We start from the raw sequence: 19,717 nt of genomic DNA, 5'->3' as shown, positions 1-19,717 counted from the left end.
TGCGGACGTTTGCGTATTCTATCCTCAACCGGGCTGAATCGCGGCAAAAAAACCGCGCGGGGCAATTTATACACGATGTTTACAGGCCCGGCCCGCCTTTTTAGACCGTTTTTACGGGGGGGCCGATAAGCTGTTTGGTATCGAAACGACAGAAAGACGGGCTCCCAGCATGAAGAAATTGATATGCGCCGCGGCCGTTGCCGCCGCTTTTTTGGGCACGCAGGCGCGCGCGGAGGACGCTGCGCCGGCCGCCAAGGCGGACAACGAAACCAGCTTCAACGCGGCGGTGGTCAGCGACTACCGTTATCGCGGCATCTCGCAGACGCGCCTGAAACCGGCGCTGCAGGGCGGCTTTGACTACACGAATAATCCCACCGGCTTCTATGCCGGCACCTGGCTGTCGACCATCAAGTGGACCAAGGATGCCGGTGGTGGTGGCGATGTCGAGTGGGATGTCTACGGCGGCAGGCGCGGGCAGCTCGGCGCGGACCTGGCCTACGACGTGGGTGTGCTGGCCTATGTTTATCCTTCGAACGGACTGGCGCACGCCGGCGGTTTCGCCAACGCCGACACCACCGAGGTGTATGGGCAGCTGGGTTACGGCCCGGCGTATATCAAGTACTCGCATTCGGTGACCAACCTGTTTGGTTTCGTCGACAGCAAGAACAGCGGCTATGTGGACCTGGGCGCCAACCTCGAGGCGGGCGAGGGCTATACGGTTAATCTTCATGCCGGCCACCAGAACGTCAAGCATAACGGCGCGGCCAGCTACAGCGACTGGAAGATCGGCGCCACCAGGGACTTTGGCGTTGTGACCGGCGCGCTGGCGGTGATCGGCACCAACGCCGGCAGGACCGCCTACGCGTCGCCGGCCAACGGCAAGTTCCTCGGCAAGGCCGCGCTGCAGCTGACCATCAGCAAGGTGTTCTGACCGGGTGCGCGCCCCGATCATGGGCGTGTCGATAAAGCGTTTTCATTCGAAGGCGACGTCCTCCAGCCGGAAGCGGAACTTGCGGCGTTCGGGCTGCGTCCAGCCTTGGCCGGGCATGGCGTCGCGGGACGGGGTGGCCTGTTCGGCTTGCGCGGCTTGCGCGGGCGGGCAGGGCGCGGCTTGCGCGTGCGCCGGGATGGCTGGCGCGGCGGGCGCCTCGGGACGGGGGCGGGTGGCTTGGTTGGCGGCGGCCTGTTCGCGCCGCAGCCGGCTGGCGGTTTTGTAGAATTTGTCGCCGGGACGGCGGATGTACAAGTCGTTCCAGGCGTTGCGCACGCTCTCGGCGTGCAGCGCGGCGAACTGGTTGGGCGACAGCTCGCGCCCCTGATGCACGATGGCGTCGCCTTCCACGATGGCGCTGTACCGCTCGCCGTGGATGGTGCAATGTATCAGCGTGCCTTCCGGCAGAAACAGCGATTTCCATTGGTAGCCGCGTACCTCGGCGGCCGCTTCGGCCGGCTCGCGTTTCTGCTGCGCGGCCAGCCAGAATTCCACCGCCTTCAGGACGATCGCCGACGGGTCTTGCGATTCGCCGTTCACGCCGGCCTGTTCGATCAGGTCGAGCAGGGTATGGGTGGGGACTTTTACACTCACTGTACTCTTCATGACTGCGTTCTCCACTGGTTTGGACTCTTTCCTACTCTTTTAGACCAGCGGACAGAAAGAAGGTTCAATCAGTAGGATCCAGTCCAAAAAGCAGTAAATTCCAGAGCAGGGACTTCAAAACAGCACCCCATACACATACTCCCGCCGGATTTTTACGGTTTGTTTACACCCCGTCCCCAAGTCTTTACACAATCTTTAGACCCCAATCGCTAACCTTCTCAGTATCAAAACAAGACCTGTGAGGGGTGTGATGGACATAGTTTTTATCGGCGCATTGGTGGTCTTCTTTGGCGCGATCGTGGCGTTCGCCGCCGGTTGCGACAAATTGGGAGGCAAGCAATGAACGCCTTCTATCTGATTGGAGCGCTGGCCGCAGCCGGCCTGCTGGTCTATCTGGTGGTGGCCCTGTTGAAAGCGGAGGATCTGTGATGACGACCCAATCCATCCTCCTGCTGGTGGTGTTCCTGGTCGCGCTGCTGGCGTTGTCGTACCCGCTGGGCATCCTGCTGGCGCGTGTTGGCGACGGCGGCGCTGCAGTCAGCCCAATGCGCGGTCTCGGCTGGCTGGGCAAGATCGAATCCCTGTTGTACCGCACCGCCGGCATCGCCGGCAAGGACGGCAAGGTCGAGGGCCAGAACTGGAAAGCCTACGCCATCGCGCTGATGCTGTTCAACGGCCTGGGCGCGCTGGCGACCTACGGCCTGCAGCGCGTGCAGGCTTTCCTGCCGCTTAATCCGCAAGGCATGGCCAACGTCAGCGCCGATTCCTCGTTCAACACCGCGGTCAGCTTCGTCTCCAACACCAACTGGCAGGGCTACGGCGGCGAAACGACCATGAGCTACCTGACCCAGATGCTGGTGCTGGCCGGCCAGAACTTCTTCTCGGCTGCCACCGGCATCGCCGTGGCCTACGCGCTGATTCGCGGCTTCTCGTCGCGCTCGGCCAAATCGATCGGAAACTTCTGGGTCGACGTCACCCGCTCCATGCTGTACGTGCTGCTGCCGCTGTCGTTCCTGTTCGCCGTGTTCCTGGTGGGGCAGGGCGCGATCCAGAACTTCTCGGCCTACAAGGACGTGGCCCTGATGGACCCGGTCACCTACACGCAGCCGAAAGTCGACGCCGACGGCCAGCCGCTGAAGGACGCCAAGGGCGAGCCGGTCACCGAGACGCTGACCACCTCGACCCAGACCATCGCCATGGGCCCGGTCGCCTCGCAGGAAGCGATCAAGATGTTGGGCACCAACGGCGGCGGCTTCTTCAACGCCAACTCGGCCCACCCCTACGAGAATCCCACCGCGCTGACCAACTTCGCGCAGATGCTGGCGATCTTCCTGATCCCGACCGGCCTGTGCTTCGCCTTCGGCCGCATGGTCGGCGACCAGCGCCAGGGCTGGGCCGTGCTGGCCGCCATGACGCTGCTGTTCGTGGCCTGCACCGTCACGGTGATGGGCGCCGAGCAGCAGGCCCACCCCGCGCTGCAGGCGCTGGGCGTCGACCAGTCGGTGAGCGCGCTGCAAGCGGGCGGCAATATGGAAGGCAAGGAGGCGCGCTTCGGCATCAGCGCCAGCACGCTGTTCGCGGCCGTGACCACGGCCGCCTCGTGCGGCGCGGTCAACGCCTGGCACGACTCCTTCATGCCGATCGGCGGCATGATCCCGATGCTGCTGATGCAGTTCGGCGAGGTGATCTTCGGCGGCGTCGGCTCCGGCCTGTACGGCATGCTGATCTTCGCCATCATGGCGGTGTTCATCGCCGGCCTGATGATCGGCCGCACGCCCGAATACCTGGGCAAGAAGATCCAGTCGTATGAAATGAAAATGACCTCGATCGCCATCCTGGTCACGCCGACCCTGGTGCTGGCCGGCACCGCCATCGCCGTCATGTGCGACGCCGGCAAGGCGGGCATCCTCAACCCCGGCGCGCACGGCTTCTCGGAGATCCTGTACGCGTTCTCGTCGGCCGCCAACAACAACGGCAGCGCCTTCGGCGGGCTGTCGGCCAACACGCCGTTCTACAACACCATGCTGGCCATCGCCATGTGGTTCGGCCGCTTCGGCGTGATCGTGCCGATCCTGGCGATCGCCGGCTCGCTGGCCGGCAAGCAGCGCCTGGAGGTCAACTCCGGCACGCTGCCGACCCACGGCCCGATCTTCGTCGGCCTGCTGGTGGGCGTGGTCGCCCTGGTCGGCGTGCTCAATTACGTCCCGGCGCTGGCGCTCGGCCCCGTGGTCGAACACCTGCAGCTGTTTGCCAAATAAGGAATCACCATGTCACAAGCTACTCACAAAGAGATGCCGCTGTTGTCCAATCCTCCCGCCGGCAAGCTGCGGCTGTTCGACTCCGAGCTGCTGGTGCCGGCCATCGTCGACGCGTTCCGCAAGCTGAGCCCGCGCGTGCAGGTGCGCAGCCCGGTCATGTTCGTGGTCTACGTCGGCAGCATCATCACCACGCTGCTGTACGCCCAGGCGCTGTATGGCCAGGGCGAGGCGGCGCCGGGCTTCATCCTGGCCACCAGCATCTGGCTGTGGTTCACGGTGCTGTTCGCGAACTTCGCCGAGGCGCTGGCCGAGGGCCGCAGCAAGGCGCAGGCGGCCTCGCTGCGCAGCCTGAAGCAGTCGGTCACGGCCAAGAAGCTGGCCTCGCCCAAGCACGGCACCACCTGGCTGCCGCAGCCGGCCGCCGAGCTGCGCAAGGGCCACTTCGTGCTGGTCGAGGCGGGCGACACGATCCCCATCGACGGCGAGGTGATCGAAGGCGTGGCCTCGGTCGACGAGAGCGCCATCACCGGCGAATCGGCGCCGGTGATCCGCGAGTCGGGCGGCGACTTCTCGTCCGTCACGGGCGGCACCCGCGTGCTGTCGGACTGGCTGGTGGTCAGGGTCACCGCCAATCCGGGCGAGACCTTCCTCGACCGCATGATCTCGATGGTGGAGGGCGCCAAGCGCCAGAAGACGCCCAACGAGATCGCCCTGACCATCCTGCTGGTGGCGCTGACCATCGTGTTCCTGGTGGTGACCGTGACCCTGCTGCCGTTCTCGCTGTTCTCGGTGGAGGCGGCCAAGTCCGGCTCGCCGATCAGCATCACGGTGCTGATCGCGCTGCTGGTGTGCCTGATCCCGACCACCATCGGCGGCCTGCTGTCGGCCATCGGCGTGGCCGGCATGAGCCGCATGATGCAGGCCAACGTGATCGCCACCTCGGGCCGCGCGGTGGAGGCGGCCGGCGACGTCGACGTGCTGCTGCTCGATAAGACCGGCACCATCACGCTGGGCAACCGCCAGGCCTCGGCCTTCATGCCGGCGCCGGGCGTGACCGAGCAGCAGCTGGCCGACGTGGCGCAACTGGCCTCGCTGGCCGACGACACGCCGGAAGGGCGCAGCATCGTGGTGCTGGCCAAGCAGAAGTTCAACATCCGCGAGCGCGAGATGGCGGCGCTGAACGCGGTGTTCGTGCCGTTCACCGCGCAGACCCGCATGAGCGGCGTCGACCTGGGCGAGCCGGGCCAGCCGGGCGAACCGGGCGCGGCGGACGCCCCGGTGCGCGTGGTGCGCAAGGGCGCGGCCGACACGGTGCGCCAGTACGTCGAGGCCATGGGCCGGCCGTATCCGGCCGAGGTGGCGCGCGCGGTGGACGACGTGGCGCGGCGCGGCAGCACGCCGCTGGTGGTGGTGGACGCCGGCCGGGTGATGGGCGTGGTCGAGCTCAAGGACATCGTCAAGGGCGGCATCAAGGAGCGCTTCGCCGAGCTGCGCCGCATGGGCATCAAGACCGTGATGATCACCGGCGACAACCAGCTGACCGCGGCCGCCATCGCGGCCGAGGCGGGCGTGGACGACTTCCTGGCCGAGGCCACGCCGGAGGACAAGCTCAAGCTGATCCGCAGCTACCAGGCCGAGGGCCGGCTGGTGGCCATGACGGGCGACGGCACCAACGACGCGCCGGCGCTGGCCCAGGCCGACGTGGCGGTGGCGATGAACTCCGGCACGCAGGCGGCCAAGGAGGCCGGCAACATGGTGGACCTGGATTCGAACCCGACCAAGCTGCTGGAGATCGTTGAAATCGGCAAGCAGATGCTGATGACGCGCGGCTCGCTGACCACGTTCTCGATCGCCAACGACGTGGCCAAGTATTTCGCCATCATCCCGGCCGCGTTCGTGGGCACCTTCCCGGCGCTGAAGGCGCTCGACGTCATGCGGTTGAACAGCCCGAACTCGGCCATCATGTCGGCGGTGATCTTCAACGCGCTGATCATCGTGTTCCTGATCCCGCTGGCGTTGAAGGGCGTGCGCTACCGCGCCATCGGCGCCGCCGCGCTGCTGCGCCGTAACATCTGGGTGTACGGCGTGGGCGGCTTGGTGCTGCCGTTCGCCGGCATCAAACTGATCGACGTGGTGCTGACCATGTTCCATCTCGTCTAACCGTACGGAGTAACCATGACATCCCCCATTCGTCCCGCCCTGGTGCTGTTCGGCGCCCTGACCGCGCTGTGCGGCGTGCTGTATCCGCTGGCCGTGACCGGCGTGGCCGGCGCGGTGTTCCCGGCGCAGGCGGCCGGCAGCCTCGTCGAGGTGAACGGCAAGGCAATCGGCTCCGCGCTGATCGGCCAGTCCTTCTCGTCGCCCAAGTACTTCTGGGGCCGGCCGTCGGCCACCGGCCCGATGCCCAACAACGCCGCCAATTCCGGCGGCAGCAACCTCGGCCCGCTGAACCCGGCGCAGACCGACGCCGTCAAGGGCCGCATCGACGCGCTCAGGGCGGCCGAGCCGCAGGGCCGGCCCAACCCGCTGCCGGTCCCGGTCGACCTGGTCACCGCCTCGGCCAGCGGCGTCGATCCCGAGCTCAGCGTGGCCGGCGCCCGGTACCAGGTGGCGCGCGTCGCCGCCGCGCGCCGGCTGGACCCGGCCCGGGTGCAGGCCCTGATCGACGCCCAGCGCCGTTCGCAGCTCATGGGCTTTTTCGGCGAACCGCGCGTGAACGTGCTGGCGCTCAATCTGGCGCTGGACGCGGAAAGTGCGCATACTCGCTGAATCTGCATTTTTAGCGATCTTCATGTTCCCCAACGATAAAGAGCGGCCCGACCCGGACGCCCTGCTGGCCCAGGTGCAGGCGCTGGACCGCAAGGCTGCGCGCGGCAAGCTGCGCATCTACTTCGGCGCCTCGGCCGGCGTCGGCAAGACCTACGCCATGCTGGCGGCCGCCCGCAAGCTGCGGGCCGACGGCCAGCCGGTGCTGGTCGGCGTGATCGAGACCCACGGCCGCGGCGACACCGCGGCCATGCTGGAGGGGCTGGACGTGCTGCCGCCGCGGCAGGTGGCGCACCGCGGCAGGCGGCTGGCCGAGTTCGACCTGGACGGCGCGCTGGCGCGGCGCCCGCCGCTGATCCTGATGGACGAACTGGCGCACTCGAACGCGCCCGGCTCGCGCCACCCCAAGCGCTGGCAGGACGTCGAGGAACTGCTGGACGCCGGCATCGACGTGCTGACCACGGTCAACGTGCAGCACCTGGAAAGCCTGAACGACGTGGTGGGCGGCATCACCGGCATCCGCGTGGGCGAGACCGTGCCCGACACGGTGTTCGACCAGGCCGACGAGGTGGTGCTGGTCGACATTCCGGCCGACGAGCTGCTGGCGCGCCTGAAGGCCGGCAAGGTGTACAAGGAACAGCAGGCCGAGCGAGCGGCCCGCAATTTTTTCCGCAAGGGCAACCTGATCGCGCTGCGCGAGCTGGCGCTGCGCCGCACCGCCGACCGCGTCGAGGACGACGTGCGCGCCTACCGCGTCGAGCAGTCGATCGGCGACATCTGGAAGACCGGCGCCGCGCTGCTGGCGTGCGTCGGCCCGCGGCCGGGCGGCGAGCACACGGTGCGCAGCACGGCGCGCCTGGCCAGCCAGCTGGGCACCGGCTGGCACGCGATCTACATCGAGACGCCGGCGCTGCAGCGGCTGCCGGCCGCGCAGCGCGAGCGCATCCTCAAGACGCTCAAGCTGGCCGGGGACCTGGGCGCGGCCACCGCCGTGGTGGCGGGCCACGACATCGCGCGGGCCGCGGTGGACTACGCGCGCGGCCACAACCTGTCGAAGATCGTGCTGGGGCGCGCCCACCCGACCTGGCCGTGGCGCCAGCCGCACATCAAGCGCCTGGCGCGCCACGCGCCCGACATCGACCTGGTGGAGATCGGCGCGCCCAGCAAGGAGTCGGCGCCGTCCACCCGCGCCGGCGCGGCCGACGTGGGCCCGGACGGCGAGCCGGCCGCCGCGCTGGCGCGCAAGCGCGCGTTCGGCTACCTCGCCGCCGGCGGCGCCAGCCTGGCCACCGCCTTGCTGGCCACGCCGCTGCTGGCCTACCTCGACCTGGCCAACATCGCCATGCTGTTCCTGCTGGTGGTGGTGCTGGTGGCGGTGCGCTTCGGGCGCGGGCCGTCGGTGCTGGCCACCTGCGTCAGCGTGGCCTGCTTCGACTTCTTCTTCGTGCCGCCGCGCTTCACCTTCGCCGTGTCGGACTTCCAGTACCTGGTCACCTTCGTGGTGATGCTGGCGGTGGGCCTGATCACCGGCCACCTGACGGCCGACCTGCGCTTCCAGGCGCGGGTGGCGTCGCACCGCGAGAAGCGCTCGCGCGCGCTGTACGAGTTCGCGCGCGAGCTGTCCGGCGCGCTGCAGACCGAGCAGATCTTCGACATCACGCAAGGCTTCATCCAGCGCGCCTTCCGCGCCCGCGCCACGCTGCTGATGCCGGACGACGCCGGCCGCCTGCTGGCGCCGGCCGCCGCGCCGGCGCCGCGCGGGACCGACGCCGCCGCGCGCCAGCACCGCACGGTGCTCGACATCGGCATCGCGCAATGGGCCTTCGACCGCGCCGAAAGCGCCGGCCTGGGCACGGACACGTTGCCGGCCAGCCGCATCTTCTACCTGCCGCTGGTGGCGCCGATGCGCACCCGCGGCGTGCTGGCGATCGAGCCGGAGCAGCGGCACTGGATGCTGATCCCGGAGCAGCGCCAGCAACTCGACACCTTCGCCGCGCTGGCCGCGATCGCGCTCGAGCGGGTGCACTACATCGAGGTGGCGCAGAACGCGCTGGTCAACATGGAGTCCGAGCGGCTGCGCAACTCGCTGCTGGCGGCGCTGTCGCACGACCTGCGCACGCCGTTGACGTCGCTGGTGGGCCTGTCCGAATCGCTGGCCGGCTCGCGCCCGCCGCTGGCGCCGGCCCAGCTGGAAACCGCCACCTTGCTGCACCACGAGTCGCTGCGCATGAGCGCCCTGGTGGCCAACCTGCTCGACATGGCGCGCATCCAGAGCGGCGAGGTCAAGTTCAACCTGCAATGGCAGGCGCTGGAGGAGGTGGTGGGCAGCGCGCTGCGCGCCAGCGCCGCGCAGCTGCGGGGGCACACGGTGCGCACCCACCTGCCGGCCGCGCTGCCGCTGCTGCGCTTTGACGCCGTGCTGATCGAGCGGGTGCTGTGCAACCTGCTGGAGAACGCCGCCAAGTACACGCCGCCCGGTTCGCGCGTCGAGATCGCCGCCGCGCTGCGCGGCGCCTGGATCGACGTCATGGTGTGCGACGACGGCCCCGGCCTGCCGCCCGGGCGCGAGGAAGCCGTGTTCGAGAAATTCACCCGTGGCGAGCGCGAATCGGCCAAGCCGGGCGTGGGACTGGGGCTGGCGATCTGCCGCGCCATCGTCGACGCGCACGGCGGCCGCATCCACGCCGCGCCGTCGCCGCTGGGCGGCGCGGCCTTCGTCATGACGCTGCCGCTGGGCACCCCGCCGGCCATGCCGGACCCGGAAACCGAAGGAACCGCATGAATCCCCTGAATCCCCTGAACACCCCCGACACCGCCCCCACCGCGCTGCTGGTGGAAGACGAACCGCAGATCCGCCGCTTCGTGCGCGCCGCGCTGGAGGAGGAGGGCTGGCAGGTGCACGAGGCGGCCACCCTGCAGCGCGGCCTGATCGACGCCGGCACCCGCAAGCCGGACCTGGTGGTGCTCGACCTCGGGCTGCCGGACGGCGACGGCATCGACTTCATGACCGACCTGCGCAAGTGGTCCGGCGTGCCGGTGATCGTGCTGTCGGCGCGCGTGAACGAGGCCGACAAGATCCGCGCGCTGGACGCCGGCGCCGACGATTATTTGACCAAGCCGTTCGGCGTGGGCGAGCTGCTGGCGCGGGTGCGCGCCACCTTGCGGCGCCAGCGCCAGCCGGCCGCCGACCACGGCGGCGTGGTGCGCTTTGGCGACGTCGCGGTCGACCTGCAGAACCGGCGCGTCACGCGCGGCGGCGCGCCGGTGCACCTGACGCCGACCGAGTACCGGCTGCTGGCGGTCCTGGTCGGCAACGCCGGGCGCGTGATGAGCAACCCGCAGCTGCTGCGCGCCGTGTGGGGCCCGTCGCAGTCCGAGAACGGCCACTACCTGCGCATCTACATGGGCCACCTGCGCCACAAGCTGGAGGCCGACCCCACCCAGCCGCGCTACCTGCTGACCGAGACCGCGGTGGGCTACCGGCTGCAGCTGCCGGCCTGAGGCCGGAGCGCCCCGGCCGCGCCGGCCGCGCTAGTCGCGCTAGTCGCGCGCCAGGATCAGGTAGCCGTGGTCGCTGCGGGTCAGCAGCGCGAAGCCGCGCCGCGTCAGCATGTGCAGCATGGCCGAGCCGTCGCGGCAGGCCGACAGCAGGCGGCGGTGCTTGTAGTGGGTGCAGAAGAAGTCCACCATCATGGCGCCCACGCCGTGGCCGCGGTAGGTGTCCTCGACCACCATCGCGTGCAGCTCGCGCTGCATGCCCTTCTGCGCGTCGACGCCCAGGATCATCATGTAGCCGACCACGCGGGCGTCGATCTCGCACACCCAGAACTCGATCGGCACCGTGGCGGTGCCGCCGCTCCACAGGTCGCGCAGCGCGGCGCCGTCGACGATGCCGGCGGTGAAGGAGGCGGCCAGCGCGGCCTGGCGCACGCCGTCGGTGACGGACTGGTCGAAGCCGCCGCTCTCGCCGCCCGAGGTGGTCAGGCGGATGATGGCGTCGACGTCCCCGGGCACGGCGCGGCGGATGGCCGAGTCGAGCCGGCGGCGGTGGCGCTCGCGGCGCGCGGCCGCGCGCACCTTGCGCGCGTGGCGCAGCAGCGCGTCGCGCCGGCCGCGCAGGTACAGCACCAGCAGCGCGACCAGGCCGTACAGCGCGGCGCTTTGCGCCAGCTCGTACAGCAGCAGGGCGGGGCCGTCGTGCAGGCCGCGGGTGGTGGCGTAGTCGTACACGCGGGCCGCGCTGGAGAGCACGACAAACAGCAGCGCGCCGCGCCGCCCCAGCAGCCAGGCCGCCAGCGCGGTCGGCGCCACCAAGAAGGGCGAATAGGAGATGGAGGCGCCGGTGTCGAGGTCGAGCAGCACGATCAGCGCGGCCAGCAGCAGCAAAAAGGTCCACACCAGGCGGACGCTGGCGTGGCGCGCCACGCTGCGCAGGCGCAGCTGGATTTTTCTGGTTCGAAGCATAAACACCTGCGGTCTGTATCTGCGGTCGGGGGCCTACAGCATAAAGAAAAGACAGGCTATACGTCGTACGATACGTTGACAAGCAATGGTTTGTTTAAAATTGTAGCGCCCGCACCAGACGGCTCATTTGCTCAGCGTCCGCATCGCGCGCTCCAGGCCGTCCATGGTCAGCGGGAACATGCGCCCGTTCATCAGCTGGTGGATGATGGCCACCGACTGCCGGTACTGCCACACGCCCTCCGGCTCGGGATTGAGCCAGGCGAACTTGGGGAAGGCGCTGGTGAAGCGCGCCAGCCACGCGCTGCCGGCCTCCTCGTTGTTGTACTCGACCGAGCCGCCCGGCTGCAGCACCTCGTAGGGGCTCATGGTGGCGTCGCCCACGAAGATCAGCTTGGTGTCGGGCGGGTACTTGCGCAGGATGTCCCAGGTCGGGAAGCGCTCCGCGTGGCGGCGCCGGTTGTTCTTCCACATGTAGTCGTACACGCAGTTGTGGAAGTAGAAGAACTCCATGTTCTTGAACTCGGTCTTGGCGGCCGAGAACAGCTCCTCGGTGCGCTCGATGTGGTCGTCCATGGTGCCGCCGACGTCGAACAGCATCAGCACCTTGATGTTGTTCTTGCGCTCGGGCTGCATCTTGATATCGAGGTAGCCGGCGTTGTTGGCGGTGGCGCGGATGGTGGCGTCCAGCGCCAGTTCCTCCTCGGCGCCCTGGCGCGCGAACTTGCGCAGGCGGCGCAGCGCCACCTTGATGTTGCGGGTGCCGATCTCGCGCTCGCCGTCGTAGTCCTTGTAGGCGCGCGCCTCCCACACCTTGACCGCGCTGCGGTTGCCGCCCTTGCCGCCGATGCGCACGCCCTCGGGATTGGTGCCGCCGTTGCCGAATGGCGAGGTGCCGCCGGTGCCGATCCACTTGCTGCCGCCCTCGTGGCGCTCCTTCTGTTCCTTGAGCAGCTCGGCCAGGCGGTCCATCAATTTATCGTAGCCGAATTTCTCCAGCTGGGCCTTCTGCTCCTCGCTCAGCTCGCGCTGCATGCGCTTGACCAGCCAGTCCAGCGGGATGGCGCCATTGCTCTCGAAGGCGGCGTTGATGCCCTTGAAGTACAGCGCGAAGGCGCGGTCGAACTTGTCGAAGTGGGCCTCGTCCTTGACCAGGGTCAGGCGCGCCAGATAGTAAAACTCGTCCATCGAGGCGCCGATCACGCTTTTCTGCATGGCCTCGAGCAGGGTCAGGAACTCCTTGATCGTGACCGGGATCCTGGCGTCCTTGAGGGTGAAGAAGAAGTCGATCAGCATGTCAGCGGGTCCCGTGCAGCGCCAGCTTGTAGCGCAGCTGCGCCTTGACCTCCGGCCACTCGCCGGCCGCGATGCTGTACATGACGGTGTCGCGCACGGTGCCGTCGCGGCGCAGCGCATGGTGGCGCAGCACGCCGTCCTTCTTCGCGCCCAGGCGCTCGATGGCGGCCTGCGAGGCGAAGTTGAAATTGTCGGTGCGCAGGCCCACCAGCGCCGCGCCCAGCGTCTCGAACGCGTGCGTCATCAACAGCAGCTTGCAGGTGGTGTTGACGTGGCTGCGCTGGCGGCTCTTGGCGTACCAGGTGTAGCCGATCTCGAGCCGGGCGATGGCCGGCACGATGTCGTGGTAGCTGGTGGTGCCGAGCACCGCGCCGCTGGCGACGTCGACCACGGCGAACGCCAGCCGGCCGGGGCGCATCTCCAGCGCGGTGGCGATGTAGGCGTCGACCTGGTCCGGCTCGGGCACCGAGGTCACGCGCAGGGTCCACAGCTGGCCGTCGTGGGCGGCAGCGCGCAGGCCGTCCGCGTGCTGCGGGCCGAGCGGTTCGAGGCGCACGCCGTGCAGTTCCAGCGTGACGGGAGCGACCGGGGCGGCGGGGCGGGCGAGCTGGTGCATCATCGGTTGGCCCGGTTCATCGCCACCAGGCGCTCGAACAGGTGCACGTCCTGCTCGTTCTTGAGCAGGGCGCCGTGCAGCGGCGGCACGATGGCCTTGGCGTCCTGGCCGCGCAGCGCCTCGGGCGGGATGTCCTCGGCCAGCAGCAGCTTGAGCCAGTCGAGGAATTCCGAGGTGGACGGCTTCTTCTTCAGGCCCGGCACCTCGCGCACCTCGTAAAACGTCTGCAGCGCCTGCGCCAGCAGCTCCCGCTTCAGGTGCGGATAGTGCACGGCGACGATCTGTTCCATCGTGTCGCGGTCCGGGAACTTGATGTAGTGGAAGAAGCAGCGGCGCAGGAAGGCGTCCGGCAGCTCCTTCTCGTTGTTGGAGGTGATGATGACCAGCGGGCGGTGCTTGGCCTGCACCATCTCGCGCGTCTCGTACACATAGAACTCCATGCGGTCCAGTTCGCGCAGCAGGTCGTTGGGGAACTCGATGTCGGCCTTGTCGATCTCGTCGATGAGCAGCACCACCGGCTCGGGCGCGGTGAAGGCCTGCCACAGCACGCCCTTGACGATGTAGTTGTGGATGTCGCGCACGCGCTCGTCGCCCAGCTGGGAGTCGCGCAAACGCGACACGGCGTCGTATTCATACAACCCCTGCTGGGCCTTGGTGGTGGACTTGATGTGCCACTGCATCAGCGGCATGTCCAGCGCGGCCGCCACCTCCTCGGCCAGCATGGTCTTGCCGGTGCCCGGCTCGCCCTTGATCAGCAGCGGGCGTTGCAGCGTCAAAGCCGCATTCACGGCCAGTTTCAGGTCATGGGTCGCGACGTACTGGTCGGAGCCTTCAAAGCGTTGTGGGGCGTGCATGCGTGTCGGTCTCAAAAAGAAGGGAGTAGCGACAGTATAGGGGAGTTCGCTAGAGGAGGTGCTCGGGTGGGGCGGGCCGGACAGTGTGTTGCGGCGGCAATGATTCCCTGTAGCGTCGCTGAAAGTCTTGAGTTAGAATCGCAGATTAATAGTGCAAAAGTCAAGTTTTGCATCCGCGGTAGTATCCGATTACTTACCTTGCAAATACCATGAAAAAAATCACCGCACTTCTCGTGCTCGCAGGCCTAGCTCAAATCGCCACGGCGGCGGACATCGTGGGCAACGCCCAGAACGCCAAAGCGAAGATTGAAATGTGTATTGGATGTCACGGGATCCCCGGCTACAAGGCCACCTTCCCCGAAGTGTTCCAGGTGCCGATGATCGGCGGCCAGTCGGCCAAGTATATCGAGAGCGCGCTCAAGGCGTACCAGAAGGGCGACCGCAAGCACCCGTCGATGAAGGGCATCGCCACCAGCCTGTCGGACCAGGACATCGCCGACGTCGCCGCGTTCTATTCGCAGCAGACCGCCACCGCCACCGCCGCGAAATGAGGAGCGAGCCCATGAAAAAACTGATCACCGCCGTGCTGTGCTGCGCCTCCTTCTCCGCCATCGCCGGCGGCAACATCGACGCCGGCAAGGCGCTGGCCGACAAATACAGCTGCTTCGCCTGCCACGGCAAGGACTTCAACAGCCCGATCGACCCGACCTATCCGAAGCTGGCGGGCCAGCACAAGGACTACCTGGAGCACGCGCTGACCGCCTACAAGCGGGGCGACGGCGCCAACGGCCGCAACAACGCCATCATGACCGGCCAGGTCAAACCGCTGAGCAACCAGGACATCAAGGACCTGGCGGCCTACCTGCACAGCCTGCCGGGCACGCTGGCGGTGCACCGCTAAAACAATGGGGTCAGGTCTGACATTCGGACACGACCCCAGCTGTTCAGAGGCGGCGCCTGATCGCCTCGATGTAGGCGCCGCCGTCCGGCGGCGTGCCGTTGCGCTGGGCGGTCCAGATCATCTCGCCCAGACACTCCATGATTTCATGCTGCGCCGCGTGCGCGTCGTCGAGCTTGAGCGTGAGCGCGGTGGCGGCGTCGCGGATGCCGCGCGGCTGGTCGATCGAGATCTGCTCGTCGATCGACAGGTGCATCGACAAGTGTAAAAACGGATTGGCCTGCGCGCCGCCCACCGAGTAGTCGCGCGTGAGCGCGTGCTCGACGTCGGCCAGCAGGTCGTGGTATTCGGGATGGTGGCGCACCCAGTCGCCCGCCATGGTTTCTAGCGGCGTCAGGATCTCGTTGGCGCGCTGCTTGCGGTAGACCTCGCAAAAGAAGCGGCGCACGTCGTCGGAAGATGGATTAAACATGGCGCCATTGTACCCGCTGGCCACAATGCGCACCGCCACCACCGTATTTTCTCAACCTTGAAGGATCACCCCATGCTCGACCAGACCGCCCTCGACACCCTGTTCCACAACGCCCGCACCCACAACGGCTGGCAGGATCGCGCCATCAGCGACGCCCAGCTCGAGCAGCTGTACGAGCTGATGAAATGGGCGCCGACCTCGGCCAATGGTTCGCCGGCGCGGCTGGTGTTCGTGCGCTCGCCGGAGGCCAAGGCGCGGCTGCTGCCGGCGCTGTCGGCCGGCAACGCCGACAAGACCATGGCGGCGCCGGTCACCGTGATCATCGGCATGGACATGGAGTTCTACGAAAAGCTGCCGCAGCTGTCGCCGGCGGTGGACGCCCGCTCCTGGTTCGCCGGCAACGACGCGGCGATCCAGTCCACCGCCTTCCGCAATTCCTCGCTGCAGGGCGGCTATCTGATCCTGGCGGCGCGCGCGATCGGCCTCGACTGCGGGCCGATGTCCGGCTTCGACAACGCCAAGGTGGACGCGGCCTTCTTTGCCGGCACGCCGGTCAAGTCCAACTTCCTGTGCAACCTGGGCTACGGCGACATCGCCAAGCTGCGTCCGCGCGCGCCGCGCCTGGCGTTTGCCGAGGCTTGCCGCATCGAGTGAGGGGCCGCGGCGCGCCCATAAAAAAACGGGACAGTCAGACTGTCCCGTTTTTGTTTAGCCGATCTTCTTTTGCGGCTCGGTGGCCGGCGGCGCTTCAGCCGGCGCCGCCTCGGCCGGCCCCGTGGTGCCGCAGGGCGCCGCCGTTGCCTCGGCCGCCGGGCGCGGCGGATGCGGCTGGCGCAGATAGCGCGAACCGTGGTGGCGCCGCTCGTGGCCGTTGGCCGGCCAGGTCAGGAAGCGCGACAGCTCCTGCAGCGCGCGCTGGTAGACCTCGCGCTTGAATTCGATCACCACGTCCAGCGGCACCCAGTAGTCGTGCCAGCGCCAGGCGTCGAACTCGGGATGGTCGGTCAGGCGCAGGTTGACGTCGTTGTCGCGCGCGCACATGCGCAACAGGAACCAAATCTGCTTCTGGCCGCGGTAGTGGCCGCGGATCTCCCGCTTGATGAAGTGGTCGGGCACCTCGTAGCGCAACCAGTCGCGCGTGCGGCCGACGATCTTGACATGTTCCGCCCGTAATCCGATTTCCTCTTCCAGCTCCCGGTACATCGCCTGTTCCGGCGTTTCCCCATATTTGATGCCGCCTTGCGGAAATTGCCATGAGTGCTCGCGCACCCGCTTGCCCCACCACACCTCGTTCTGGGCGTTCAGCAGGATGATGCCGACGTTGGGCCGAAACCCTTCACGATCGAGCATATTGCACCTCAAACTTTCTGCGACCGAGCTCCCTGCTTATATTTTTGCCCACAAAACCGCGCTACGGCTGGGTTTTCGGGGTACGAAAACGGCCGAAGAGGCATCAATTGAACGCATTTGTATAAAGTATGGACGCATCAGCCAGCTAATCCTTTAAAATTAGGTTGATTATAACTCTCTCTTTTTAAAAAGAATTCACCGTATGCGCGCCTCACGATTTTTTATTTCCACGCTTAAAGAAGCTCCGTCCGACGCCGAGATCGTCAGCCACCAGTTAATGATGCGCGCCGGGATGATCAAACGCCTCGGTTCGGGCATCTACACCTACATGCCGATGGGCCTGCGGATCATCCGCAAGGTCGAGGCCATCATCCGCGAGGAGATGAACAAGGCCGCCGCCATTGAGCTGCTGATGCCGTTGGTGCAGCCGGCCGAGCTGTGGCAGGAGACCGGGCGCTGGGACAAGATGGGCCCGGAACTGATGCGCGTGAAGGACCGCCACGGCCGCGATTTCGCGATCCAGCCGACGTCCGAGGAAGTCATCACCGATGTGGTGCGGTCGGAAATTAAATCCTACCGGCAGCTTCCGTTGAATTTTTACCACATTCAGACCAAGTTCCGCGACGAGCGCCGTCCCCGTTTCGGCCTGATGCGCGGCCGCGAGTTCACCATGAAGGACGCCTACTCGTTCGACCGCGACCTGGCCGGCATGCAGGCCTCGTACAAGGTCATGTTCGACGCCTACGTGGCGATCTTCACCCGCTTCGGCCTGAAGTTCCGCGCGGTGGCGGCCGACAACGGCGCCATCGGCGGCACCGGATCGCATGAATTCCACGTCATCGCCAGCACCGGCGAGGACGCCATCGTGTACTGCGAGACTTCCGACTACGCGGCCAACATGGAGGCGGCCGAGGCGCTGCCGCTGGCCGCCGCCCGTCCGGCCGCCGCCCAGGCGCTGACCAAGACGTCCACGCCGGACGCCACCAAGTGCGAGGCCGTGGCCGAGCTGCTCAAGCTGGACCTGGCGCGGACCGTCAAGACCATCGCGCTGACGGTGGAGACCGAGACCGACGGCAAACTGGCTAAACAGTATTTCATGTTGCTGCTGCGCGGCGACCATGAACTGAACGAAGTCAAGGTCGGCAAGGTGCCGGGCCTGGCGGCGCACCGCTTCTCGACCGAGGCCGAGATCCTGGAAGTGTACGGCTGCGTGCCGGGCTACCTGGGCCCGATCGGCACCAAGGCGCTGGTCACCGTGGTGGCCGACCGCACGGTCGCCAACATGGCGGACTTTGTGTGCGGCGCCAACGACGCCGGCTACCACTACACCGGCGCCAACTGGGGCCGCGACATGGCCGAGCCGACCATCGTGGCCGACCTGCGCAACGTGGTGGCGGGCGACGCCTCGCCGGACGGCAAGGGCGTGCTGGCGATCGAGCGCGGCATCGAGGTGGGCCACGTGTTCCAGCTCGGCACCGCGTACTCGGAATCGATGAAGGCCACCTTCCTCGACGAGAACGGCAAGCCGGCGCCGCTGCAGATGGGTTGTTACGGCATCGGCGTGACCCGCATCCTGGGCGCGGCGATCGAGCAGAACTTCGACGACAAGGGCATCATCTGGCCGGCCTCGCTGGCGCCGTTCGAGCTGGTGTTGTGCCCGATGGGCATGGACCGCAGCGAGGCGGTCAAGGAAGCGACCGAGCAGCTGTACGCCGACGCGCAGGCGGCCGGCATCGACGTCATCCTCGACGACCGCGGCCTGCGTCCGGGCGGCATGTTCGCCGACTGGGAGCTGATCGGCGTGCCGCACCGCGTGGTGATCGGCGAGCGCGGCCTGAAGGAAGGCAACCTGGAATACCAGGGCCGCCGCGACACCGAAGCGACCGCCGTGCCGGTGGCCGACATCGTCAGCTTCATCAAAGGCAAAATGGCGGCGTGATCGTGAAGCGCATGCTGGCCGGGTGTGCGGTGGCGCTGGCGCTGGCCGGTGCCGCCCACGCCGGCAACCAGAAAGAGGAAGCGCTGGCCGACTCGGTGCGGCTGGCGCTGGCCAACGCCATCAAGGATGCGACCCCGCCGCAGCCGACCTTCCGCAGCGAGGCCGAGCGCCAGCGCTACCAGGGCTGGCTGGCGCAGGCGTCGGCGCGGCTGCAGCGCAAGCTGCCCGACGCGCAGACCCGCAACGAGTTCCTGGCCACCGTGTGGTACGAGGCGCGGCGCGCCGGGCTGGAGCCGGGCATGGTGCTGGGGCTGATCCAGGTGGAATCGGCCTACCGCAAGTACGCGGTATCGATGGTGGGCGCGCGCGGCTACATGCAGGTGATGCCGTTCTGGACCAACGTGATCGGCGACCGCAACCGCAGCGCCCTGTTCAACATGCAGACCAACCTGCGCTACGGCTGCGCCATCCTGCGCATGTACATCGACATGGAGGCGGGCAACCTGTACCTGGCGCTGGGCCGCTACAACGGCAGCCGCGGCCGGCCCGAATACCCGAACGCCGTGCTCTCGGCCTGGAACAACTGGAAGTAAAAAATGGGGTCAAGTCTGACATTCGGACACGGCCCCTGCCGTAGCGGGCGTTCTCGGGCATAAAACGCGGGCATAAAAAATGCCGTCGTCGCGTGAGCGAGGACGGCATCCCGGCGCGGCTGTACTGGCCGCTGCGCTTATTTCAGGTGGTCGGAAATGAGCTTGGTCATTTCGAACATGGACACTTGGGCTTTGCCGCCGAATACAGCTTTCAGCTTGTCGTCGGCATTGATCATGCGGCGGTTGGCCGGATCCTGCAGGTCGAGCTTTTTGATGTAATCCCAGACTTTTTTGGTGACTTCGGTGCGTGGCAGCGGGGCGGCGCCAACCACGGCGGCCAGGGTGGCCGATGGGGTCATCGCTTTCATGAAGGCGGCGTTCGGTTTGCGCGGAGCGGCCGGAGCGGCTGCTTTTTTCACTGCTGGCTTGGCTGCTGCTTTTGCGGGTGCTGCCTTCTTAGCGGCTGCCGGTTTCGCGGCGGCTTTCTTAGCTGGTGCTGCTGCTGGGGTTTTTTTGGCTGTTGCCATCTTCGAGCCTCCTTAACGAACACATGGAAAATTGCGCAATTGATCGCACCGGCTAATATTGGTGGTGATTTACCGAGTATGCAAGTGTTT

20 protein-coding genes are annotated in these 19,717 nt (G+C 67.1%); 12 read left to right on the top strand and 8 right to left on the bottom strand.

The annotated features are described in order from the left end of the window. The first annotated feature begins 169 nt into the window (after positions 1-169). Positions 170-931: a TorF family putative porin gene (locus ACUJB0_RS15760; protein WP_444846043.1), complete on the top strand. Its 762-nt coding sequence runs from the start codon at positions 170-172 to the stop codon at positions 929-931. Between the two features lie 42 nt (positions 932-973). Here the strand turns inward: ACUJB0_RS15760 and ACUJB0_RS15755 are convergent, their stop codons facing one another. Beyond that, entirely contained in the window at positions 974-1,597 is a 624-nt protein-coding gene (locus ACUJB0_RS15755) for a hypothetical protein (protein ID WP_444846042.1), read from the bottom strand. 339 nt (positions 1,598-1,936) lie between these two features. On the opposite strand from ACUJB0_RS15755, the gene ACUJB0_RS15750 reads away from it, so the two are divergent. Genes ACUJB0_RS15750 through kdpE form a run of 6 tightly spaced genes read left to right on the top strand, consistent with a single transcriptional unit; the run spans position 1,937 to position 10,122 of the window. Then, positions 1,937-2,026, top strand: a complete 90-nt coding sequence (locus ACUJB0_RS15750; RefSeq protein WP_444846041.1) for a potassium-transporting ATPase subunit F — start codon at positions 1,937-1,939, stop codon at positions 2,024-2,026. Next, complete coding sequence (gene kdpA, locus ACUJB0_RS15745) at positions 2,026-3,855, top strand: potassium-transporting ATPase subunit KdpA (protein WP_444846040.1); 1,830 nt, start codon at positions 2,026-2,028, stop codon at positions 3,853-3,855. Before ACUJB0_RS15750 ends, kdpA begins: the two co-directional genes overlap by 1 nt. A gap of 9 nt (positions 3,856-3,864) precedes the next feature. Further along, a complete protein-coding gene (gene kdpB / locus ACUJB0_RS15740) occupies positions 3,865-6,015 on the top strand; it encodes a potassium-transporting ATPase subunit KdpB (RefSeq protein ID WP_444846039.1) in 2,151 nt (716 codons plus the stop codon). Positions 6,016-6,030: 15 nt separating this feature from the next. Next, a complete protein-coding gene (gene kdpC / locus ACUJB0_RS15735) occupies positions 6,031-6,624 on the top strand; it encodes a potassium-transporting ATPase subunit KdpC (RefSeq protein ID WP_444846038.1) in 594 nt (197 codons plus the stop codon). A gap of 22 nt (positions 6,625-6,646) precedes the next feature. Continuing rightward, positions 6,647-9,403 (top strand): two-component system sensor histidine kinase KdpD, encoded by a 2,757-nt coding sequence (gene kdpD, locus ACUJB0_RS15730; RefSeq protein ID WP_444846037.1) that lies wholly within the window; start codon positions 6,647-6,649, stop codon positions 9,401-9,403. Next, the gene (gene kdpE / locus ACUJB0_RS15725; RefSeq protein ID WP_444846036.1) at positions 9,400-10,122 is read left to right on the top strand and encodes a two-component system response regulator KdpE; all 723 of its coding nucleotides are present in this window, start codon (positions 9,400-9,402) and stop codon (positions 10,120-10,122) included. Before kdpD ends, kdpE begins: the two co-directional genes overlap by 4 nt. A gap of 39 nt (positions 10,123-10,161) precedes the next feature. Here the strand turns inward: kdpE and ACUJB0_RS15720 are convergent, their stop codons facing one another. The 4 genes from ACUJB0_RS15720 to ACUJB0_RS15705 form a co-directional block, all read right to left on the bottom strand. Next, entirely contained in the window at positions 10,162-11,085 is a 924-nt protein-coding gene (locus ACUJB0_RS15720) for a GNAT family N-acetyltransferase (protein WP_444846035.1), read from the bottom strand. Positions 11,086-11,208: 123 nt separating this feature from the next. After that, the gene (locus ACUJB0_RS15715) at positions 11,209-12,378 is read right to left on the bottom strand and encodes a vWA domain-containing protein (protein ID WP_444846034.1); all 1,170 of its coding nucleotides are present in this window, start codon (positions 12,376-12,378) and stop codon (positions 11,209-11,211) included. Between the two features lies 1 nt (position 12,379). After that, on the bottom strand, positions 12,380-12,994 hold the full coding sequence (locus ACUJB0_RS15710) for a GNAT family N-acetyltransferase (protein WP_444846060.1): 615 nt from the start codon (positions 12,992-12,994) through the stop codon (positions 12,380-12,382). Continuing rightward, on the bottom strand, positions 12,994-13,848 hold the full coding sequence (locus ACUJB0_RS15705; protein WP_444846033.1) for an AAA family ATPase: 855 nt from the start codon (positions 13,846-13,848) through the stop codon (positions 12,994-12,996). Before ACUJB0_RS15705 ends, ACUJB0_RS15710 begins: the two co-directional genes overlap by 1 nt. Before the next feature lie 209 nt (positions 13,849-14,057). On the opposite strand from ACUJB0_RS15705, the gene ACUJB0_RS15700 reads away from it, so the two are divergent. Continuing rightward, on the top strand, positions 14,058-14,399 hold the full coding sequence (locus tag ACUJB0_RS15700; protein ID WP_444846032.1) for a c-type cytochrome: 342 nt from the start codon (positions 14,058-14,060) through the stop codon (positions 14,397-14,399). Positions 14,400-14,410: 11 nt separating this feature from the next. Next, positions 14,411-14,749: a c-type cytochrome gene (locus ACUJB0_RS15695; protein WP_444846031.1), complete on the top strand. Its 339-nt coding sequence runs from the start codon at positions 14,411-14,413 to the stop codon at positions 14,747-14,749. Positions 14,750-14,792: 43 nt separating this feature from the next. Here ACUJB0_RS15695 and ACUJB0_RS15690 read toward each other — a convergent pair whose 3' ends face one another. Next, positions 14,793-15,218, bottom strand: a complete 426-nt coding sequence (locus ACUJB0_RS15690) for a DUF1841 family protein (protein WP_444846030.1) — start codon at positions 15,216-15,218, stop codon at positions 14,793-14,795. A 72-nt stretch (positions 15,219-15,290) separates the two neighbouring features. On the opposite strand from ACUJB0_RS15690, the gene ACUJB0_RS15685 reads away from it, so the two are divergent. Further along, on the top strand, positions 15,291-15,872 hold the full coding sequence (locus tag ACUJB0_RS15685; RefSeq protein WP_444846029.1) for a malonic semialdehyde reductase: 582 nt from the start codon (positions 15,291-15,293) through the stop codon (positions 15,870-15,872). Positions 15,873-15,926: 54 nt separating this feature from the next. On the opposite strand, the gene ACUJB0_RS15680 is transcribed toward ACUJB0_RS15685, so the two are convergent. Beyond that, entirely contained in the window at positions 15,927-16,568 is a 642-nt protein-coding gene (locus ACUJB0_RS15680; protein ID WP_444846028.1) for an RNA pyrophosphohydrolase, read from the bottom strand. A 202-nt stretch (positions 16,569-16,770) separates the two neighbouring features. Between ACUJB0_RS15680 and ACUJB0_RS15675 the strand changes: the two genes are divergently transcribed. Both ACUJB0_RS15675 and ACUJB0_RS15670 read left to right on the top strand, forming a co-directional pair. Beyond that, complete coding sequence (locus tag ACUJB0_RS15675; RefSeq protein ID WP_444846027.1) at positions 16,771-18,507, top strand: proline--tRNA ligase; 1,737 nt, start codon at positions 16,771-16,773, stop codon at positions 18,505-18,507. A gap of 11 nt (positions 18,508-18,518) precedes the next feature. Then, a complete protein-coding gene (locus tag ACUJB0_RS15670; RefSeq protein WP_444846059.1) occupies positions 18,519-19,100 on the top strand; it encodes a lytic transglycosylase domain-containing protein in 582 nt (193 codons plus the stop codon). A 137-nt stretch (positions 19,101-19,237) separates the two neighbouring features. On the opposite strand, the gene ACUJB0_RS15665 is transcribed toward ACUJB0_RS15670, so the two are convergent. Further along, positions 19,238-19,627 (bottom strand): SWIB/MDM2 domain-containing protein, encoded by a 390-nt coding sequence (locus ACUJB0_RS15665; protein WP_117012092.1) that lies wholly within the window; start codon positions 19,625-19,627, stop codon positions 19,238-19,240. Positions 19,628-19,717 lie beyond the last annotated feature (90 nt).

This window comes from Duganella caerulea (genome assembly GCF_040362985.1).
Lineage (GTDB): Bacteria > Pseudomonadota > Gammaproteobacteria > Burkholderiales > Burkholderiaceae_D > Rugamonas > Rugamonas vulcania.
The sequence above is the reverse complement of the archived record's forward strand: the minus strand, read 5'-3'. Positions and strand labels throughout refer to the sequence as shown.

What these genes read in the sequence shown, in the direction of transcription:
- ACUJB0_RS15760 (WP_444846043.1), top strand. Translation starts at nt 170, where the DNA reads ATGAAGAAATTGATATGCGCCGCGGCCGTTGCCGCCGCTTTTTTGGGC.
- ACUJB0_RS15755 (WP_444846042.1), bottom strand. Translation starts at nt 1,597, where the DNA reads ATGAAGAGTACAGTGAGTGTAAAAGTCCCCACCCATACCCTGCTCGAC.
- ACUJB0_RS15750 (WP_444846041.1), top strand. Translation starts at nt 1,937, where the DNA reads ATGAACGCCTTCTATCTGATTGGAGCGCTGGCCGCAGCCGGCCTGCTG.
- kdpA (WP_444846040.1), top strand. Translation starts at nt 2,026, where the DNA reads ATGACGACCCAATCCATCCTCCTGCTGGTGGTGTTCCTGGTCGCGCTG.
- kdpB (WP_444846039.1), top strand. Translation starts at nt 3,865, where the DNA reads ATGTCACAAGCTACTCACAAAGAGATGCCGCTGTTGTCCAATCCTCCC.
- kdpC (WP_444846038.1), top strand. Translation starts at nt 6,031, where the DNA reads ATGACATCCCCCATTCGTCCCGCCCTGGTGCTGTTCGGCGCCCTGACC.
- kdpD (WP_444846037.1), top strand. Translation starts at nt 6,647, where the DNA reads ATGTTCCCCAACGATAAAGAGCGGCCCGACCCGGACGCCCTGCTGGCC.
- kdpE (WP_444846036.1), top strand. Translation starts at nt 9,400, where the DNA reads ATGAATCCCCTGAATCCCCTGAACACCCCCGACACCGCCCCCACCGCG.
- ACUJB0_RS15720 (WP_444846035.1), bottom strand. Translation starts at nt 11,085, where the DNA reads ATGCTTCGAACCAGAAAAATCCAGCTGCGCCTGCGCAGCGTGGCGCGC.
- ACUJB0_RS15715 (WP_444846034.1), bottom strand. Translation starts at nt 12,378, where the DNA reads ATGCTGATCGACTTCTTCTTCACCCTCAAGGACGCCAGGATCCCGGTC.
- ACUJB0_RS15710 (WP_444846060.1), bottom strand. Translation starts at nt 12,994, where the DNA reads ATGCACCAGCTCGCCCGCCCCGCCGCCCCGGTCGCTCCCGTCACGCTG.
- ACUJB0_RS15705 (WP_444846033.1), bottom strand. Translation starts at nt 13,848, where the DNA reads ATGCACGCCCCACAACGCTTTGAAGGCTCCGACCAGTACGTCGCGACC.
- ACUJB0_RS15700 (WP_444846032.1), top strand. Translation starts at nt 14,058, where the DNA reads ATGAAAAAAATCACCGCACTTCTCGTGCTCGCAGGCCTAGCTCAAATC.
- ACUJB0_RS15695 (WP_444846031.1), top strand. Translation starts at nt 14,411, where the DNA reads ATGAAAAAACTGATCACCGCCGTGCTGTGCTGCGCCTCCTTCTCCGCC.
- ACUJB0_RS15690 (WP_444846030.1), bottom strand. Translation starts at nt 15,218, where the DNA reads ATGTTTAATCCATCTTCCGACGACGTGCGCCGCTTCTTTTGCGAGGTC.
- ACUJB0_RS15685 (WP_444846029.1), top strand. Translation starts at nt 15,291, where the DNA reads ATGCTCGACCAGACCGCCCTCGACACCCTGTTCCACAACGCCCGCACC.
- ACUJB0_RS15680 (WP_444846028.1), bottom strand. Translation starts at nt 16,568, where the DNA reads ATGCTCGATCGTGAAGGGTTTCGGCCCAACGTCGGCATCATCCTGCTG.
- ACUJB0_RS15675 (WP_444846027.1), top strand. Translation starts at nt 16,771, where the DNA reads ATGCGCGCCTCACGATTTTTTATTTCCACGCTTAAAGAAGCTCCGTCC.
- ACUJB0_RS15670 (WP_444846059.1), top strand. Translation starts at nt 18,519, where the DNA reads ATGCTGGCCGGGTGTGCGGTGGCGCTGGCGCTGGCCGGTGCCGCCCAC.
- ACUJB0_RS15665 (WP_117012092.1), bottom strand. Translation starts at nt 19,627, where the DNA reads ATGGCAACAGCCAAAAAAACCCCAGCAGCAGCACCAGCTAAGAAAGCC.